Below are 18,947 nucleotides of genomic sequence, written 5' to 3' on the forward strand. Positions count from 1 at the left end.
TTTTACGAACAACGGGCAGCTTGCTACTATGCGGGCTGCCCGTTTTCATGCCCGCTTATCCGCAGTTTGTGGCGCCCTTCCGGGCCTTTCTTAATCAGGTGCCCAAGGGCGGCCGCATCGTGGTGTTTTGTCATTTCGATGCGGATGGGCTGGCGGCGGGGGCCATGTTTGGGCGCGGTCTAAACCGTATCAACTCAAGCTGGCTGGTAGAGGTGGTGCCTTCGGGTAAGGGCGAAAATGCCTTCCTGACTCCCAGTGCCCACGAGCGGCTGCTGGCTCTGAAGCCCGATGCGCTGATTGTCACGGACCTGGGCGTGCACGAGCATGGTACCTTAGAGGCTGCGGGTATCCCCGTGCTGTACGTCGACCACCACATTCCAGAAGGCCGCCCGCCGGCGGGCGGCACCGTACTAACCGGGTATGGCCTAGAGCCGGTGCCTTGCTCGGCGTGGCTAGCATACGAGCTGCTGGCCGCCGAAGCCGACATGACGGACCTACAATGGGTAGCCGCCATTGGGGTGTTATCTGATTTGGGTGATTCTGCCGATTGGGCCCCGCTGCCCGCCGTGAAGAAGCAGTACACGGCTAAGTGGCTCAAGGAAGCCGTGGCCATGTGCAACGCCGCCCGCCGGGCCGGAGAGTTCGACTTGGAACTCCCTCTGCGCTACCTCTTGCACGACGATAACCCGCGCGGACTGGCCCAGGATGAGCGCCTAGGCCAGTACCGGGCCGAGGTAGCCGCCGAGCTGGCCGCCGCCCGAAAACTGCCGCCCAAGTTTCCGCCGAAGGGCGCTGCCCACGCGGCGCCGGTGGCAGTAGTCACCATCAACTCGCCCTGTCAGATTCACCCACTTATTGCCCAGCAGTGGATTGGCCGCCTGCCCGACCGGGTGGTGCTGTGCGCCAACCGCGGCTACCTACCGGCAGGCATGGTGGCCATATCCGGCCGCACGGCCAGCCGGGAGCTGCACATTCCAGACCTATTACGCACTGCCTTTGCCCACCAAGGCGCAGCGCCACCTGCCAACTTCGCGCACGGCCACCCGCAAGCCAGCGGCGGTCACCTTACTGAAGCTGACTTCAATATTCTGCTGCGGGGCTTAGGGTTTGAGGTATAAGCGGAGGGTCGTAGTGGCCTAGCAGCCCGCTGAATAGCCTCCCTGCCCAAGTGGCTTTTTGCTTTTTTAAGCATCTTTGCGCACCATTCCCTCCGACCCATTCCTCCGACCCATTCCTCATGGATTTTGCTCGTTGCATTACGCTGGAAAACAGCCGCGTCCGTCTTCGCCCGCTTGAGCTAACCGACTTCGAAGACCTCAAAGCCATTGCCTTTGACTCTGATGTGTGGCGTTTCCTGACCACGCCCATGCCCCAGAATAGCGTGGAGCTGGCCGCTTATCTCACCCAGGCCGTGCGCGACCGGGAGGCCAGCAAGCGTTACGCCTTCGCCATTGTAGATAAAGAAAGCGGCCGGGTAGTGGGCAGCACCAGCTACGGCAACGTAGCCCTCGACGACAAGCGCCTAGAAATCGGCTGGACGTGGTTGGGCTCGGAGTATCAGCGCACGGGCATCAACCGGGCCGCCAAGCACTTGCTGCTGAAGTACGCCTTTGGCGAGCTAGGTTGTGAGCGGGTGGAACTCAAGACCGATGCCCGAAACTGGAAAAGTCGGGAGGCCATGCGCCGAATGGGTGCTACTGAGGAAGGCACTCTGCGCAGCCACTGCCTCACACAAGGTGGCCTCCGCCGCGACTCGGTGTACTTCAGCATCCTGAAGCCCGAGTGGGACGAGCTATGTCACACGGTGTTTCAGCAATTTGAAGCCCGTGGATAACGCGCCCACTCCGCGGCCCGGCATGGTGCGCCGCCGGGTAGCCAGCTTCGGGTATGCCTTTCAGGGGGTGTGGTCGGCGCTAAAGACGGAAGTGCACCTGCAGTTTCACGCCGCGGCTACGGTAATAGTGATAGGCCTAGGCCTGTACCTGGGGCTGGCACGCTGGGAATGGGTAGCCGTGGCCGTGGCCATTGGGGCGGTGTGGAGCGCCGAACTGGTGAATACGGCCATTGAAACCATCGTGGACCTGGTGTCGCCGGAATACCACCCGCTGGCGGGGCGGGCCAAGGATGTGGCGGCCGGGGCCGTGCTGGTGATGGCCGTGGCCGCGCTGGCAGTGGGCCTGCTGATTTTTGGGCCAAAACTCTGGGCCCTACTGGCCTAGCGGGCGGGTGAGTGGAACAACCTCGGCTGGGGGCTCGCGTAACAAGAGTTTGTGTGCATCTTTGCCGCCCACTTCGGGCGCATCGTTGCCTGCCACCCGCTATTCTCTCCCAGATGCGCCTTTCCATACTTCTCACGGCCGCTTCCTGCGCCCTGCTGCTTGGCGGCTCAGGCTGCCAGCGCAACGTAGCCGTCACGACGCCCACTGATGCCCCCCAAACCGGCAACGTGAATGGGGTTTCCTCCACGCCGGCGCCCACTAGCGCCAACACCATTGAGCCCACGCCCCAACCCGATGCTACCTTCGATGACCGGAAGCGCCCTCAATGGCTAAACGACCGAATCCAGCACCACCTCAGTGAGAAAAAGCAGAACCCCCCGGTGCAAATCATGAGCTACCAATACAACGGCGGCTTAGTGTATTATGAAATCATGGGCTGCTGCGACCAATACACTACGCTCTACTCATCAACCGGCAAGGTGCTCTGCCACCCCGATGGCGGCCTCACCGGCCGCGGCGACGGGCAGTGCACCGACTTCGCCAAGGCTCGTACCGAGGAACGCCTGGTCTGGCAAGACCCTCGATAAACAGCAAAGAGGTACTGAAGTGATGCAGTGACAGGACATCAGCCTTCTTTGCCTCATCACTTCCTGACCCTATTACTTTTTTGTACCCATGATTAACACCAATGAAAAGCTGGGCGCCTACAATGTGTGGGCGAATGAAACCTTGCTGCGCCACCTCGATGGCCTAGTGGCTGGTGGTGCTACCATTCCGGCTAGTGCCTTGCGTCTGTTCAGCCACGTGCTCAATGCCCAGGCCATCTGGCTGGGGCGCCTAACCAACACGCCCAGCCCCGTGAAAGTGTGGCAAGAGCACGACCTGGCTACCCTGCACCACTGGCACGAGCAAACCTCGGAGCGCTTTCACCAATATGGCATCAACGCCGACGATGCAGAGCTGCAGCGCCTGATTACCTACACCAACTCCATCGGAGAGGGCTACACCAGCCAGGTATCCGACATCATGACTCACGTACCGGTGCACGCCAACTACCACCGCGCTCAGGTGGCCCGCGAGCTGCGCCTAAATGGGCTGGAGCCCATCAATACCGACTTCATCACATACTGCCGTGAGCTGTCGGCTAAGGCCGCCGCGGCCGATGTGCCCAGCCTCTAAGCCAGGCCTAGTTCTTAGCGAAACCCTTTTTGGTTGGCAAGCGCCACCGAAAAGGGTTTTTCGTTGTTATAGAGTTTGTCACTTCCACATATAGCATATGTCTACTAACACGTTGGCTCCGGTTCTCACGCCGGAGCGCCTCGCTACGGCGTATTCGTATAGCAGCTACCGCCAGCTCATCGACGAGCTGCAAGCCCAAGGTAAAACTACTGGGCTGCAGCAGTCGGCAGCCCTTACGCACTACACCCACCTAAACGTGCAACGCATGCAGCGCCTGGATAAAACCACGCAGGTAGTACCAGAGCTGCGCGAGGCGGTGCAGAACCTGCAACAGTCCTACATGTGGCTGGTCCTGACGGAAGGCTGGTGCGGCGATGCAGCCCAAATTGTACCAGTGCTCGAAGCCATTGCCCAGGCTAGTAACGGGCGCTTTACCACCCGTTATTTCCTGCGTGACGAAAATCTAGATTTGATGGATCGTTACCTGACCAACGGTAGCCGCTCTATCCCCAAACTAGTAGTACTGCGTGTTGATACGCTGCAGGAGGTAGCGCAGTGGGGCCCACGCCCCGCCGAAGCACAAGCCTTGTTCTTAAGCCTCAAAAGCAGCGGGGCCACGCACGAAGAGTACGCCGAAAAAGTCCACGCTTGGTACGCCCGCAACAAGACCCAGGCAACGCAACAAGAGCTGTTGACTTTGGTTCGCGACTTGGCCTAACGATTTTGTTCTTTCGTTGAAGAGCTGAGTTGATCACTCTGTAAGCTTAGGGAACGCCCATGTGTAATTAGTCACACATGGGCGTTCCCTTTTCTATTTTGCTATATTACTATAGTTATAAAAAATGTAGACTTAAACATAATTGAATTTTTGGTTAGAATTCATCTCTAAAAATTAATTAATCCTGCTCTTTTTCATTTTTTGAAGCAAAATGAATCTGAAGATGAAATTATTATGAAATGTATTCAAAATGGGAGATAGATTTGCAAAAATGGAATCGTACCACTGGTAAGAAAAAATCGGGCTGTGGGCCTCCTTGAAAAATCATAGTTATAGCGCTAGTTTTGACCTAGTTATCTGTAGGATAAGCCTGCGATATCATCTTCCTTCTTTTGTTCATCCTAAATCTTAAATATGAAAACACCTTTCCGCACTGGCCTGCTAGTACTCCTGTGGCTTTTGCTCAGCCCAGTGATTCTTTGGGCTGCTCCAACCATTTCTAGCAGCAACCGAACTGCTATACTCACCCCTACTGGAACTCGAGTCCAGTTAACATTGCCAGCCCTGACCAACACCAGATCAAGGGTGCAATATTTGATAGTTAGTTACACGCCTAAAAGCACTATTGGAGGTTTGTATTTAGGAACATCTAACACTACCTCCACATTAGGAACAGTAAACGCTACAGGTACCTCATATACTAACAACGAGCCAATACCAGGAGGGCCAAATCCTGAAGTATATTTTGTGGCTTCAGGTGTAGGCACGGTTACGTTCGATTTAGTTGCTACTGACACAAATAATGGCGGAAACAGCCGGGAGTATTCATCAAGGGTAACTTATACCATCACGGTCAGCAATCCGCCTACGGCCAACAATGTGCGTACCGCACTGCTTCCTAGCAACGCGGATGCTACCTCTATTTCGGCTCTTTCTGCCACGCCGGCTACTGGCACCAGCGTGACTAGCTATGCGCTCAAGACGCTGCCAACTGGTGGAAAGCTTTACCTGAATACGACCGAAATCACAGCGACACGCTCGTTAACAGCTACGGAAGCAGGACAGTTGAACTTCGACCCGACCGGGACGAGATTCGGAGATTTTGCTTTCACCTACACGGCTATCAACAGCGATGGTCTAGAGTCAACTAATACGGCTACGTACACCATCCCGGTGGCGAATGTGCCCCCGGTTGCCGTGAACGACCCAATTGTAACCGTAGCGCGCAACCAGTCGGCTAGCATTTCGGTGCTGGTGAACGATACGGACATCGACCGAGATGCAAACGGAGTAGGTGGCATTGCCGCTAGCACCGTCGACCTGGACCCCGATCAGGTTGGGATTCAGCAAACTCGCACGCTAACAAACCAGGGTGCTTTCACAGTAGGAAGTACGGGCATCGTTACGTTTGTACCCGTAAATAACTACGCCGGTATCACCACCATCACGTACACCGTGCAGGATGTGCAAGGTCTCACTTCGAACAGAGCGTCGATTAAAGTAGAGGTAAAGAACGTTACCACCGCCTACGATGACAGCAATGAGGTGGAGAAGGGAACAACGGTATCGGGTAACGTTATTCTCAATGACATTGACCCCAATAACACCGGCTTTAATGTAACGCTAGTGGCTGGTAAAGGCGTTACCCACGGCACACTTACCCTGAATCTCAACGGCTCTTACACGTATACACCCACTGCGGGCTATATCGGCACGGATAGCTTCACTTATCAGGCCTGCGACAAGGGTACGCCTGCGCAGTGCAGCTCGGCCACGGTGTATCTCAACGTGTATGACCCCGCAGTGCAATGTATTGCGGCTACAGGCCCTAACCAGCTGGTGAATCCTAGCTTTGCTGATGGCAATATTGGCTTCAATACGAACTACGAGTACAAGGAGGACCTGCCGAACGTAAACAACGAGTTGGTACCCGAAACCACGTATGGTGTTGGCTATAACGCTAATAATTACCATAACGCCTTCCGTGGTTATGGTCGTGGCGGAAGTGCTACGGTCAACAACAATTACATGATGATCAATGCCTCTTCGGCTATCCGGACGCTGTACACGCAGACGTTCAAGGTGCAGCCGAACCGGTATTATACCTTCTCAGCGTACTTCAATAACCTGCTGCCTCCCGGCTCAAATAGCAAAGAGCCAGAAGTGGGGTTTGTTATTAACGGGCAGTCAACTTCCGGAACGCTGGTTATTAAGGAGTCGCCGGATGAGTGGGTGAACTACTCCGACGTATGGTACTCAGGTGACAACACCACCGCCACCTTCGAAATCCGCAACCTGACGCTGGATGCTGGTGGTAACGACATTGGCATCGATGACCTGTACTTTGGTACCTGTAACGCTGTGCCAGTAGCGAACAACACCGTTACGGGAGCCATTCCGAGCAGCACTACCACGGCTACCGCCGTTGTGCCCATGGATGCCACCGACTCTGACGGCAGCATTATTTCATACACAATCAAGTCGCTGCCGGCTTTCGGTACCTTGTATGTAGACGGAGTAGCGGCCACAGTGAACAAGTCCTATTCTACTACTGAAAACGGTAAACTGACGTATGCGCCGGCATCGGGGCGCAATGGTAACTTCCTCTTCACGTTCCAGGTTACTGACAACAGCGGCTCCCTCAGCAACGAGGCCACGTATACTATTCCAGTAGGTAATACCGCCCCGCTGGCTCAGAACGTAACTACCTCACCGGCTATTTCCAACACAGCCGCTGCCACGTCCATCAACCCGCTGCGTGCCACTGATGGTGACGGCACCATTACGAGCTATGTAATTACGAGTGTGCCTAACTCTACTCACGGCACTCTGTATATCGGCGCAGCCCGTGTGACGACTCCGCAAGTAGTGCAGCCGAGCCAGCTCACGCAGCTCACCTTCGACCCTACGGGCCTGTACGCGGGCAATACCACGTTCACGTACTATGCCATCGACAACGACGGTAACCAGTCGAACACGGCCATTTACACCATTCCGATCAGCAATGAGCTGCCAGTGGCCCAGAACAAAACGGCGACTGGCCTACGGAACACGAACGGGTCGACGCCCCTGAGCCCCCTGGTGGCTACCGACGCGGACGGTACAATTGCCTCCTACACCGTTGCTACCTTGCCCACCTCCGGTGCCCTGACCCTGAATGGCGTATCGGTAGCCCTAAACCAGACTATCCGGCCCGAGCAGGCTAGTGAGCTGTCGTACGCCCCGGCTAAGTCAGCCACCGGCAACTTCAACTTCACCTATTATGCTACCGACAACCTGGGTGGGGTTTCCAACATGGCTACGTACACCTTGCCAATTGGTGGTCCGCTGCCGGTTGAGTTGGTTGGGTTTGAGGCCAAAGCTGTGGGCAACAGCGCTCAACTGAATTGGACTACGGCCACGGAGCTGCGCAACGATCGGTTTGAGGTGGAGCGCAGCTCTACCGGCGAAGCCTTCGTAACCGTTGGCACCGTGAAAGGCAAAGGCACTACCAACACAGGAGTGGCCTACCGCTTCACCGATGCCAACGTTCGTAACCGAGTGAGCGGCACGGTGTACTATCGCCTCAAGCAGGTAGACACCGACGGCACTACGTCGTACAGCGTAGTACGCACTGTTAAGTTCAGTCAGCAGGAGGCCGCCATCAGCGTGGCACCTAACCCGGCTACCACTGAGGCTATGCTTGACCTAACGGCTCTGCCTGTAGGCCAGTACCACGTAAGCGTATTCGATGCTACTGGGCGGACAGTGTATAGCGCCACCCGCAGCGGAGGCGAGCAACTACCGTTGGCGCTGAATACCTGGCCTAGCGGCATCTACTTGGTAGTTGTGCAAGGCGAAGCAGGCAAGTTCATGCAGCGCGTAGTAAAACAATAGCGTTTCGCATTCCAGGAGGAAAGCCCCGGCTACTACAGCCGGGGCTTTTTTTATTGTCGTTGTTCAGTGTACATCCCAGCCTTGGTGTACCTCAGAAAGTGCTCAACAGCAGGCGAGTCTTACCTAAACACAGCTCAGCAGCTTACTCGCTCAGTCTACTAAAGCCCGACATCTGCTGGTGCATGTTAAGCACTTGCACAGCATGAAATTGACTGCCAGTAAATAGCCAGATCAAGGATAAAGTACCTACTTGATAGACAAGTGTTCAGTGGTTATAATGGTTTAATTACATTAGAGAAGAGTTAGTGTTACAGGGGAATACTGTTGAGTTCCCATTGCTAGAACGAGTGGGAAATGTTTCATAATGGGGTTTTGTCCTAAAAATGGAAGTATTGTATGATTTAAATCATTTACTAGACTGAGTTACGCTTGAAAAGGTAAATCATAAAAAACTTTGTGCTTACTAAATGAAAAGTGGGTGAGCATTGAAAAATCATATATGTGGATAGTAAATTCAGGAAAGGCTTCAAATTCACTCAATCAAGTGGTTAGAGCCAATCTGCTACCGCTCACTAATTATTCCCAATATGAAAACACTTTTCCCCACAACCCCTTCTGCACGAAGTCCGATAGGAGCAAAAAGGCTTACACGTCTAGCTGGGCTGGCGGGTATGATGCTAGGCCTACCTATGGCAGCGTGGGCGGCTGCCCCAGTTACGGTCAATGACGCGGCTACTGTCTCCATTAATGCTACTTCTGCGACCATCAATATTCTGGCTAATGACAGCCGAGGAGGCTTAGGTCTCGGAAGTGATGCAATTGACCCAGCTACTGTTCGGTTGATTGGCGCCTCCTCCAGTGGAACAACCAACATTCCTGGCACCAACGGTGGCACATTCTCCGTGAATGCTAGCGGTGTAGTAACGTTTACTATGCCTAGCAGTAAACCAGTTACTGCATTTCAAACAACCATCCGGTACACGGTTAAGGACGTAGATGGGCTGTTTGACAGTAGTACAACCTCGGCTGAAGCTACCATTACGGTCACCGTTAGCATTCCGCCCGTTGCCAACAATGTCCGGACGGGGGCAATGCCCAGTAACGCCGCTAACACAGCCATTGCAGAGTTGTCAGGTACTCCGGCTACGGGTAACACCATCACTACTTTCAGCCTGAAAAGCATCCCTACTGGCGGAAAGCTTTTCCTGAATACCACAACCGAAATCACTGCCGCTCGGAACCTGACGTTTGCGGAAGGAAGTAAGCTCAGCTTTACGCCTAACGGCACTTCTGGCGAGCGTACGTTCACGTACACCGTCATTAACAATGATGGGTTGGAGTCGGCTAACACAGCTACCTATACCATTCCGGTTGCTAACATCCCACCCACGGCCGTTAATGACCCAATTGTAACCGTCGCGCGCAACCAAACGGCCATGGTCAACATCCTGGCAAACGACACGGATAGCGATGGAACGATCAACAAAACCACGGTAGACCTGGACCCCGACGTGGCGGGTATGCAGAAGGAGCGTACCGTAACGGGGCAGGGTAAATTCACGGTCGATGCCGACGGTGTTGTCACATTTGTGCCCGTCAATAACTTCGCTGGTATAAGCACCATTACCTACACCGTGCAGGATAACTCTGGGCTGACATCTAACCGGGCAACGGTGCGGGTGGAAGTAAAGAACGTGACGACGGCCTTTGACGACAGCAACGAGGTAGAGAAGAACACCAAGATATTTGGCAACGTAATTCTCAACGACATTGACCCCGAAAATACTGGCTTTACGGTGACGTTGGTGACGCCAGTGGCCCACGGAACGCTGGTGCTGAACTCAGATGGCTCATACAACTACACTCCCGCCACTGATTACCTTGGCTCCGACAGCTTCGTGTATAAAGCGTGCGATAAAACGGGTGTTCCGCAGTGTGGTACCGCCACAGTTTCTCTGAACGTATACGATCCTCGCATTCAGTGTATCTCGGCTACCGGACCCAACCTGCTGACCAACTCTAGCTTTGCAGATGGCAACGTGGGCTTCAACACCAACTACGAGTACAAGGAAAACCTGCCGGGGGTGAGCACTGAGCTAGTGCCAGAAACCACCTACGGGATTGGATCCAACGCCAGCGAGTACCACTACAACTTTCAGGGCAAAGGCCACGGCACGGGTACAGCCAGCCTTGATGGCAACAACTTCATGATGATTAATGCCACCTCGGCCATCCGGACGTTGTACACCCAAACGTTTAAAGTAGAGCCAAACCGGTATTACACCTTCTCGGCTTGGTTCAACAACCTGCTGCCTCCCAACTCCAATGGTAAATTCCCGGAAGTAGGCTTCGTGATTAACGGAGCTTCGACCTCAGGTACTATTGTGGTGCCCGAAACTCCCGACCAGTGGGTGCAGTACGCCGACGTATGGTATTCGGGCGACAACACCACCGCCACCTTCGAAATCCGTAACCTGACCCTGGACCGCGGTGGCAACGACATCGGCATCGATGACCTGTACTTTGGTACCTGTAATGCCGTGCCGGTGGCCTACAACACGGCTACTACTGGGCTGGCGGTAAATGCTCCGGTTTCAGCCATTGCTCCGATGAATGCCAACGACCCCGATGGCACCATCAACACCTACACCATCACGGCATTGCCGGCTACTGGCACGCTGTACGTAGACGGTCGGCCAGCCGTGAGAGGAACGGCCTTTGCGGCGGCTCTCAACAGCAAGCTCACGTATCAGCCGGCAGCTGGCTACAGCGGTAACGTTACGTTTAGCTTCCAGGCCACCGACAACAGCGGTTCGCTCAGCAACGAGGCAATCTATACTATTCCGGTCGGCAATACTGCCCCGCTGGCCGAAAACGTGACCACCTCGCCGGCTATTTCCAATACGGCCGCTGCTACATCCATCAACCCACTGCGTGCTACCGATGGTGATGGCACCATCAGCAAGTATGTTATCACCAGCGTACCTAATGCTACGCACGGCACGCTCTACGTAGGTGGTGTGAAAGTAAGCACTGCGCCCATGGAGGTACTGCCGAGCCAGCTGACGCAGCTCACCTTCGACCCCACGGGCCTGTACGCGGGCAACGCTACGTTCACGTACTATGCCATCGACAACGACGGTAACCAATCGAACACGGCCATTTACACCGTTCCGATCAGCAACCAGCTGCCGGTAGCGCAGAATAAGAACATGGGCGGCATGCGGAACACGTGGGGCACTACCCCGCTAAGCCCCTTGGCGGCCACCGACGCCGATGGCAGTATTGCCTCTTACACTATTGCCTCGCTGCCTGCTAGCGGGAAAGTGACCCTGAACGGGGTACTTGTGACGGCTAACCAGACCATTCGGCCAGAGCAAGCCAGTGAACTCTCCTACACTCCGGATCCGAAGACGGCAGGTAGCTTCAACTTCACCTACTACGCTACCGATAACTTGGGCGGCATGTCGAACATGGCCACTTATACAATTGCTACCAGCGGCCCGCTGCCAGTTGAGTTAGTGGTGTTTGAGGCCAAAGCCGTGGGTAGCAACACCCAGTTGAGCTGGAGCACGGCCACCGAGCTGCACAACGACCGGTTTGAAGTAGAACGGAGCTTTACCGGTACTACCTTCATGACCATTGGTACCGTGAAAGGCAGCGGCACCACCTTGAGCGGCGCCTCCTACCGGTTTACCGATGCCAACGTCCGTAGCCAAGTAAGTGGTACGGTGTACTACCGTCTCAAGCAGGTAGACACAGATGGCACTACCAGCTTCAGCAGCGTGCGGGTGGTAACATTCCGCCCCGACCGAAACGCCTCCATTAGTGTAGCGCCTAACCCCGCCACCACCGAGGCTACCCTCGACCTGACAGGGCTGCCCCTAGGCCAGTACCATGTAACAGTAGTAGACGCCGCCGGACGAACGGTGTACAGCGCTACCCAAGCTGGTGGTCAAACCGTGGCTCTACCCCTAAGCAACTGGCCTAGCGGCATGTACACGGTGTTCGTGCGCGGAGAAGCGGGCAAGTTCACGCAACGCATGGTCAAACAATAAGACTGTGAGTTATTCATAGAAAAAGCCCTGGCTGTATAGCCAGGGCTTTTTTGTTGGTGGTAGGAGTGACCTAGGCCACTCGATGCCGCATACTAATTCAGGGAAGTCTGGCCCAAGTCGGTTACTTGCTCGTTGGTAACCGTGATGCCCGTGCGGGTCACCACTTTGTAAGCGGACTGGTTGGCTGGAGCAGTGGTGCTGGGGAAGAACTGCACCTTGTACGTGCCCGAGGGCAGACCGCTCAGCTGATATGCCCCTGAGGCATTGGCGGCGGTGCTGAATGTATCGGGCACCGTGATGGACGAGCGGATAGCCAGCACCTGCGGCAGGGCAGCGGCGGGCGTCACGGTGCCGCGTAGGCCACCTTTGATGTCCTGGGCGACTACCCTAACTACGGGCTTCAGCAAGTACCGCTCTTTGCGTTCGTTGCCGGGCTTCCAGTTGCCACGCTCCACAACGGATTTGGCCACATCGAAGTCGAGGAGGAGCTGGAAGGTTTCCCGCTCACGCAGGGTCGCTTGGTTCAGCTTGAGTTTCACGCCCGAAGTCTGGCCGCTGGGCGTCTTCAGGTCGTAGCGCTGGCCGTCACGGCCAATTACATAGCTATTAGGGCCCAGTAGCAGCCGAATTTCCTTTAAGTCGCCGGGAGCAAAGTCAGTGTCAACCAGCAGAGCCGATTTGCCATTTACATACTCCAGTACATTGATGGTCTGAGCTTTGAAAGGTAGCAACTGCCAGCCATCGGGGGTAGACTCATCCTGCAGATGTACTTCAATCTGCTGCACATCCAGTACTACTTGCTGGTAGTCGCCGGGGGCATCCATCAGTCGTACTTGCAGCTTGGAGGTGCCAGCCGATTCATTGTCTTTGCTGCAGCTAGCTAGTGCCAGTGGGAGGGCCAGGGCCAAGGGGAGTAAGCGGGAGAGCTTCATGGGAGCGGAAATATGGGAGAAAACAAAAACAGAGAAGCCGTTGCATGTGGTGGTGCAACGGCTTCTCTGTTTCACAACAAATTAGCCAAACTCGCCTGTTGAGCTAAATTGGATAAATTACATCATCTTAATTTCATGCTATCCGGTTGGCTGGCTGGTGCTGGCTCGGCGGGCTTCGGCGCTTCAGCTGGTTTAGCGGGCTGTGTCTTGGGCTTACCGAACAGAATGTTATTTAGGCCCTGTTTGGCCTGGTTCTGCAGTTTGCTTTGGGCCTCCAGGCGCTTCTTGTCAAGCTCTAGTTTAGCCCTTTCCGCCAGCTCCTGCTGCTTGCGCTGCAATTCGTGCTGGAGGCTGTCTTGCGCTACTTTGGCCTGGGCCTGCAGCTTGAGCTTCGCATCATCGACTTTAGCCTGCACAATGTTGCTCACAATGTCTTTGGCCTGGGCCTTCACGCTGCCAGTAGTAAGTTTCACCTGCGGGTTAGCCACCGTGCCCCCAATATTGAGGCCTAGCGTCACGCGGTCGGTGCCCTGCAGGTTCTGCACGCCGGTCAGGCTAGTAAGCTTGCTGCTGAGTTGGTTGCCCAGCTTGCCCGTGGGCACGTTCAGGGCCGTTACGTACTCTAGGCCACCCGTGCTCACGTTATTAGAGCCCCCCACCGTCATCTTGATTTGGCCCACGGTCAGGTCAAATGGCTTCACTACAAAGTTACCATTGATGATTTCGGCCGCAACATCCTTGTTATTCACCGCAAAGCTCTTCAGTTCCTGAAACTGCGTGAGGCTGCTGATTTTAGTGAGCACCGCCGAGTTGGCCACTGCCGCGCGCACCACCTCAAACAAGCCTTTGCCCGTGAGTGTGCTGTACTTCGGCATCATGTCGGGACCCATTTCCCCACTCACGTTGAAGTTGGTGGAGAATACCCCCTCCAAGCTGCTTACCAGTGGCACCAACACCTTCACGGAGTTGAAGGCCTGGAACGCATTCTGGAAATTCAGGTTCTTGATGTTCAATCCTAAGTCAAATTTGGGGTGCGCCAGGTTCTGGCTGCTGTAGCTGCCGTTCGTGGCAAAAGCACCACCCAGGGTGTTAAAGGTCAGGTTATTAAGGGTGGCTATTTCATTGCGCACCGTCACAGTGCCCTTTACGTTGTCGAGCTTCAGGTTGTCGTAGATGACCTGGCCTACGGTGGTGTTCAGCACTAGGTCAAACTCCTTCGGAATCTGCAGCACTCCTTCGGCCTTGGCTGGTGCCTGACCGGCGCCCGTTACCGTGGGTTTTGCCGATACTTCATCTACCATCCACTCATTCACATTGAAGCGGTTACTGTTCACGGAAAGCGCGCCACGCAGGGGCTGCCCGGGCACGAACAAGTAGCCCATGTAGTTGGAGATGGTACCCGAGGCCGCCACATCCGACGAGCCCAACGAGCCCGTCATGTTCTGCAGCACAATCTTATCGTTGTTGAAGGTGGCGGTGGCCTGATTCACCTTCATGCCCTGGGGCAGGTCTTTGCTCTTATACGTTACGTTCTGGGCCTTTACCGTGCCCGAGGCTACCACCGTTTGGTAGCGCCCAGCTTCAATGTCGGCCATGTTGCCTTTAGCGGCAATGTCGCCGTTGAGGCGACCAGTTACAGTCATGCCCTCCAGCGGAAAGATCTTCGTGATTTTAGTCAGGTCGATTACGCCTTTCACATCGGTATCAAAGCGTAGCTTATCTACGCCCTGCGTAGCCACCCGGCCCGCCAGCGGCTCGCCGTCCAGCAGCATCCGAAACTGCGGAATATCTACATGGGTATCGTTGAGCTGGCCGGTGGGATTCGTGACGGTGCCGTTGAGGGTCAGGTTCTCGATGGGGGCCGGGAACTGCTTGCTCTTCACGTAGCCATTAGTCAGGTTCATCTTGGCCTGTACTACCGGCATCTGAGTTTTGGAGTAGATACCCTTGGCGGTACCATCCACGAAGAGCTTGCCCCGCAGAATCAGGTCTTGCACGGGGTACACCTTCGTCATTTCGGCCAGGTCCACGTTGGCTTTCACGCGGCCATCTACCTTCATGGGCTCTAGGCCATCAATGGCCACGTTGCCATCCACGGGGTTAGCGCCCAGGTCGAGGTGAAACTGCTTCACGTTCACCTTTACATTGTTGGTGAAGCCTGAAGGATTGTCCACGTTCATGTCCACGTTGATGTTGCGGGCGGCCTGGGGCAGATCGGGGTACTTGAACATGCCGTTCTTTACCTGCAGGTTCACGCCGTAACCGGGCATCTTCAGCTCGTTCTGCACCCCCTTGAAGTAGCCATCAAAGGCCACTTTTCCTTCGGCCTTAATGTCCTTAAACTGCTCGGTGTAGGCGCCGGGCACCAAGCTCAGGATGTTCTTGAAGTCAGTTTCGAGGGCCTTAAACGTGAGGTCGTAGGTGATGTCGGTGGCGTTGGGGAGGCCGATGGTGCCCTGAAAGGAAGCGGGAAAATCGTTGAGCTGTACTTTGTTGTCTTTGAAGGTGAACAGCATCTTCTCCAGATCCATGGCCATAGTCACGTCGGCGGTCAGCTTCTTCCGAGTGATGTAGTCGGTGCCGGCATAGTTCATCGTAAACTGCTCGGCGGTGGTTTGGCTCACCATGTCAAACACGTTGCGCTCAAAGTCACCGGAGCCGGAGTGGTTGACGTGGCGGGCCTCCATGGCAAACGGAATGCTGCGGTCGTCGTAGCGCAACCGGCCGTCGTTGATCTTCCACCCTTTGATGGCCAAGTTCACGGCAGTGGTATCCTGCCCTTTGGCGGCGGCCGCCGAGTCCGACACAAACACGTCCCAGTTGGCACGCCCGCTCTTAAGCACCCGCAGGCTGATGTCGGGCTGCTCCAAGGTCACGTTCTTGATCTTGATCTGGTCGCCACTGATGACGCTCATCAGGTCTAGGCCTACATCAAGGCGGGGCAAGTAAGCCAGGGTATCACGTGAGAAAGAGTCCTGCCCAATCACGCGGAGCTGCTCGAGCCGCAACGAAAGGTTGGGGAATGTACTCAGCAGGGTCACGTCTACGTTGCCGGGGTCGTACTGCACAGTGGCCTTCACCCGCTGGGCCAGTTGCTGGTCGAAAGCCTGTCGGATTTTGTCTTTGAACAGGAAGGGTGCGGCGGCTAAGGCTGCTACCAGCACCACTACAAAAATCAGAAGGCCAAGGAGAATTTTACGCATGATGGATAGAAAGGAAGAAAGACACTAGCGCCCGTGCAAAGGCCGGGCCGGAGGTAGCCCAGTCGGCAACAAGTAAACGACAATAGTTGACTGCTGAGTTTATCGAACGTTTAACAGAGTAAAAAAACAGTTGGCTCCGTTGTACCCGCGCCGCCGCAAAAATAGGGTAATACCGTACTGGGCTAGCGGGCCGCCAGTGTATCCCGCCGCCAACCCGCCCTCAGGCTGGCTGCCTATGTTGTATAATGAGGAAAGAATTGGCCACTTTAGTTCCGTAAAGTGGCCTAGCGGCCGTACCAAAGGGCCGTGTTGGGCGTTAGAGCTTTCCGTATGCGCCCCTGTCAAATGTTCTCCGTTACACACGCCATGCTCCGACGGCTTATAGCATTAACTATCATAGGCCTAGGAATGGGCGGGGCCGCCCGGGCGCAGGATTTATACTTCGCGCAACCCTATGCCACGCGCATGTACCAGAACCCCGCCTATGCGGGTCTGCTCGATGATTATAGCCTCACGCTCAGCTACCGTAACCAGTTTCCTACCCTGGCCGGCACCTTCCAGACCAGCCAGCTAGCCGCCGACTACCGCCTCCGCGACCAGCGCAGTGCCCTAGGCCTATTGGTGAACTATGACCGGACGGGGGGAATTGGCTACACGCGGTTTCAGGCGGGAGGAGTGTACGCGTACCATGCCCGGCTCACCGAGCAGTTAAGCCTAAGCGGCGGGGCTTCCGTGAGCTACGGTCTGCAACGGGTGAGCTACGGCAACTTAGTTTTCGGTGACCAGCTATCCGACGACGGCGTCATCCGGGACCAGACGCTGGAAGTTGTCGATTATAAGCCAGTTCATTATTTCACGGCAGGGCTAGGGGGCCTACTGTACACCGACAGATTCTGGGTAGGAGCCTCCGCGCACCACATCAATCAGCCTAACTTGGGCTTTGTTACCCAGACCCAACTACCGTTGCGCTTAAATTTTCAGGGCGGGTATAAATACTATTTTCTCAAGACCAACGTTAAGCAGGAGTTCCGGGAAATCAGCCTGTCTCCAACCGTTTCTTACACCCATCAGGGAGGTTCGCAACGGGCCGAGGCTGGGTTGTATTTTACTGCGACGCCCATTACGCTGGGGGCCGTGTATCGGGGCATTCCGCTGCCCGGTTCTCAACACCCACAGCAGATTCTGACGGCTATTGCGGGCGTGAGTGTTGGTAGTTTTCGGCTCGGTTATAGCTATGACGTGAGTTTAAGCCAGTTTAGTGCGGAATTAGGAGGTGCTCATGAAATTTCTTTGAGCCTTCGGGAGTTTGACTTGCTGGAAGCCGCTTGGCGACGTTTAAAACGACGGAATTACCCGTCAATTCCTTGTCCGGCGTTCTGAAAAGCCGTATCATTGCAGCAACTTGCCTTATCTAAAACCTTTTCTCACAGGTAGTTTCAACTCAATCATGAATTTCTCCAAGTACCTGCGCTTTGCTGTAGTTGGCGCCTGCGCGCTGGCAGCCTGCAAAGGCGGTCCGCCCACGGCCCAGAAACCCGGTAAGTACAGCTCCACCACGGGCATCGAGTACAACACCGAGGAAGGAATGAAAGTCGCGGACTACCAAGGCATTCCCGATGGACCCGGTCTGGTGTTTATCGAAGGTGGTCGTACCGTTCTAGGCTCCGCCGAAGAGGACGTAGCCATGACTCATGACAACCTCGAGCGCACCGTGACGCTGGCTTCCTTCTACATGGACGAAGCCGAGGTAGCTAACATTCACTGGCTCGAGTATCTGCACTTTGTGCGGAAAGACTCAGCCGAGGAGTTCTACCTGTCGGCACTGCCTGACACTACCGTGTGGGCCCGCGAGCTGTCGTTCAACGACCCCTACGTAGATTACTACCTCCGTTACCCCGGCTTCCGCTACTTCCCAGTTGTAGGGGTAAGCTGGCTGCAGGCCAACGACTATTGCACCTGGCGGACTGCTAAGGTGAACGAGCGCCTCGCTGGCGACGCTGATGACAGCGGCAGCAGCAGCGGAGGTGGCCTCTTCAAGCGTAAGAAAAAGGGTGATGCTGGCGCCGCAGCCGAAGGCACTTCGGAAGACGGCGGCAAAGCTAAAGTGGCTATCGAAAACGGTAACACGCTGCCCAACTACCGTCTGCCCACGGAGGCTGAATGGGAATACGCTGCACAGTCTCTCATCGGTACCCAGGAAACTGGCAACGAAAACCAGGAGAACAAGCGCATCTACCCCTGGGATGGTCGCCAAGTGCGGAACTCCTACGGCAAGAAGATGGGCCAGTTCTTGGCTAACTTCAAGCGTGGGCGCGGTGACTACGCCGGTATTGCCGGCTCCCTCAACGACGGCGCTATGATCACGGAGTACGTGTACGCCTACCCACCGAATGACTACGGCCTGTACAACATGGCTGGCAACGTAAACGAATGGGTACAGGACATCTACCGTCCGCTGTCGTTCGAAGATGTGGAAGACTTGAACCCCTTCCGTCGTAACGGCTTCCTCGACCCCTCGGAGAAGTACGACAAGAAAGGCTACCAGTCTTTGATCGACGACCACGTACGCGTGTACAAAGGCGGTTCTTGGCGCGATGTGGCCTACTGGCTCTCGCCCGGTACGCGCCGCTTCATGGCCGAAGACTCAGCCACGGCTACCATCGGTTTCCGTTGCGCTATGATCAACGCCGGCTCCAACAAATAAGGATTACGAGTTCGTAATTGATCCAAACAAAAGAGCCACCTCGCAAGGGGTGGCTCTT

The 18,947-nt window shown here is 55.4% G+C and carries 12 protein-coding genes; 10 read left to right on the top strand and 2 right to left on the bottom strand.

Annotated features, from left to right (window positions below; genetic code table 11):
• Positions 1-47 precede the first annotated feature (47 nt).
• From EU556_RS00785 to EU556_RS00820, 8 genes are all read left to right on the top strand, one after another.
• On the top strand, positions 48-1,118 hold the full coding sequence (locus EU556_RS00785; RefSeq protein ID WP_135430042.1) for a DHH family phosphoesterase: 1,071 nt from the start codon (positions 48-50) through the stop codon (positions 1,116-1,118).
• A 119-nt stretch (positions 1,119-1,237) separates the two neighbouring features.
• A complete protein-coding gene (locus EU556_RS00790) occupies positions 1,238-1,834 on the top strand; it encodes a GNAT family N-acetyltransferase (RefSeq protein ID WP_135430044.1) in 597 nt (198 codons plus the stop codon).
• The gene (locus EU556_RS00795; RefSeq protein ID WP_245327348.1) at positions 1,827-2,219 is read left to right on the top strand and encodes a diacylglycerol kinase family protein; all 393 of its coding nucleotides are present in this window, start codon (positions 1,827-1,829) and stop codon (positions 2,217-2,219) included. Before EU556_RS00790 ends, EU556_RS00795 begins: the two co-directional genes overlap by 8 nt.
• A 113-nt stretch (positions 2,220-2,332) precedes the next feature.
• A complete protein-coding gene (locus EU556_RS00800) occupies positions 2,333-2,806 on the top strand; it encodes a DUF6970 domain-containing protein (protein ID WP_135430046.1) in 474 nt (157 codons plus the stop codon).
• Between the two features lie 88 nt (positions 2,807-2,894).
• A complete protein-coding gene (locus EU556_RS00805) occupies positions 2,895-3,398 on the top strand; it encodes a DinB family protein (protein ID WP_135430048.1) in 504 nt (167 codons plus the stop codon).
• Between the two features lie 97 nt (positions 3,399-3,495).
• Complete coding sequence (locus tag EU556_RS00810; protein ID WP_135430050.1) at positions 3,496-4,116, top strand: thioredoxin family protein; 621 nt, start codon at positions 3,496-3,498, stop codon at positions 4,114-4,116.
• Between the two features lie 747 nt (positions 4,117-4,863).
• Complete coding sequence (locus EU556_RS00815; protein WP_167855393.1) at positions 4,864-7,992, top strand: Ig-like domain-containing protein; 3,129 nt, start codon at positions 4,864-4,866, stop codon at positions 7,990-7,992.
• 671 nt (positions 7,993-8,663) lie between these two features.
• Positions 8,664-12,050 carry an Ig-like domain-containing protein gene (locus tag EU556_RS00820; RefSeq protein ID WP_167855394.1) on the top strand — a complete coding sequence of 1,129 codons (3,387 nt, stop codon included), beginning with the start codon at positions 8,664-8,666 and terminating at the stop codon, positions 12,048-12,050.
• Positions 12,051-12,142: 92 nt separating this feature from the next.
• Here the strand turns inward: EU556_RS00820 and EU556_RS00825 are convergent, their stop codons facing one another.
• Together EU556_RS00825 and EU556_RS00830 are read right to left on the bottom strand one after the other, a co-directional pair.
• Entirely contained in the window at positions 12,143-12,982 is an 840-nt protein-coding gene (locus EU556_RS00825) for a DUF4382 domain-containing protein (protein ID WP_135430056.1), read from the bottom strand.
• 122 nt (positions 12,983-13,104) lie between these two features.
• Positions 13,105-16,185 carry an AsmA family protein gene (locus EU556_RS00830; RefSeq protein ID WP_135430058.1) on the bottom strand — a complete coding sequence of 1,027 codons (3,081 nt, stop codon included), beginning with the start codon at positions 16,183-16,185 and terminating at the stop codon, positions 13,105-13,107.
• A gap of 366 nt (positions 16,186-16,551) precedes the next feature.
• On the opposite strand from EU556_RS00830, the gene EU556_RS00835 reads away from it, so the two are divergent.
• Entirely contained in the window at positions 16,552-17,565 is a 1,014-nt protein-coding gene (locus EU556_RS00835) for a PorP/SprF family type IX secretion system membrane protein (RefSeq protein ID WP_167855395.1), read from the top strand.
• Positions 17,566-17,632: 67 nt separating this feature from the next.
• A complete protein-coding gene (locus EU556_RS00840) occupies positions 17,633-18,889 on the top strand; it encodes an SUMF1/EgtB/PvdO family nonheme iron enzyme (RefSeq protein ID WP_210116196.1) in 1,257 nt (418 codons plus the stop codon).
• The last annotated feature ends 58 nt before the right edge of the window (positions 18,890-18,947 follow it).

The sequence above is a fragment of the Hymenobacter fodinae genome (assembly GCF_004745825.1).
Classification (GTDB): Bacteria; Bacteroidota; Bacteroidia; order Cytophagales; family Hymenobacteraceae; genus Hymenobacter; species Hymenobacter fodinae.

Excerpts from the sequence above, each read along its gene's own strand:
- EU556_RS00785 (WP_135430042.1), top strand. The coding sequence starts at position 48 with ATGCCCGCTTATCCGCAGTTTGTGGCGCCCTTCCGGGCCTTTCTTAAT.
- EU556_RS00790 (WP_135430044.1), top strand. The coding sequence starts at position 1,238 with ATGGATTTTGCTCGTTGCATTACGCTGGAAAACAGCCGCGTCCGTCTT.
- EU556_RS00800 (WP_135430046.1), top strand. The coding sequence starts at position 2,333 with ATGCGCCTTTCCATACTTCTCACGGCCGCTTCCTGCGCCCTGCTGCTT.
- EU556_RS00805 (WP_135430048.1), top strand. The coding sequence starts at position 2,895 with ATGATTAACACCAATGAAAAGCTGGGCGCCTACAATGTGTGGGCGAAT.
- EU556_RS00810 (WP_135430050.1), top strand. The coding sequence starts at position 3,496 with ATGTCTACTAACACGTTGGCTCCGGTTCTCACGCCGGAGCGCCTCGCT.
- EU556_RS00820 (WP_167855394.1), top strand. The coding sequence starts at position 8,664 with ATGATGCTAGGCCTACCTATGGCAGCGTGGGCGGCTGCCCCAGTTACG.
- EU556_RS00825 (WP_135430056.1), bottom strand. The coding sequence starts at position 12,982 with ATGAAGCTCTCCCGCTTACTCCCCTTGGCCCTGGCCCTCCCACTGGCA.
- EU556_RS00830 (WP_135430058.1), bottom strand. The coding sequence starts at position 16,185 with ATGCGTAAAATTCTCCTTGGCCTTCTGATTTTTGTAGTGGTGCTGGTA.
- EU556_RS00835 (WP_167855395.1), top strand. The coding sequence starts at position 16,552 with ATGCTCCGACGGCTTATAGCATTAACTATCATAGGCCTAGGAATGGGC.
- EU556_RS00840 (WP_210116196.1), top strand. The coding sequence starts at position 17,633 with ATGAATTTCTCCAAGTACCTGCGCTTTGCTGTAGTTGGCGCCTGCGCG.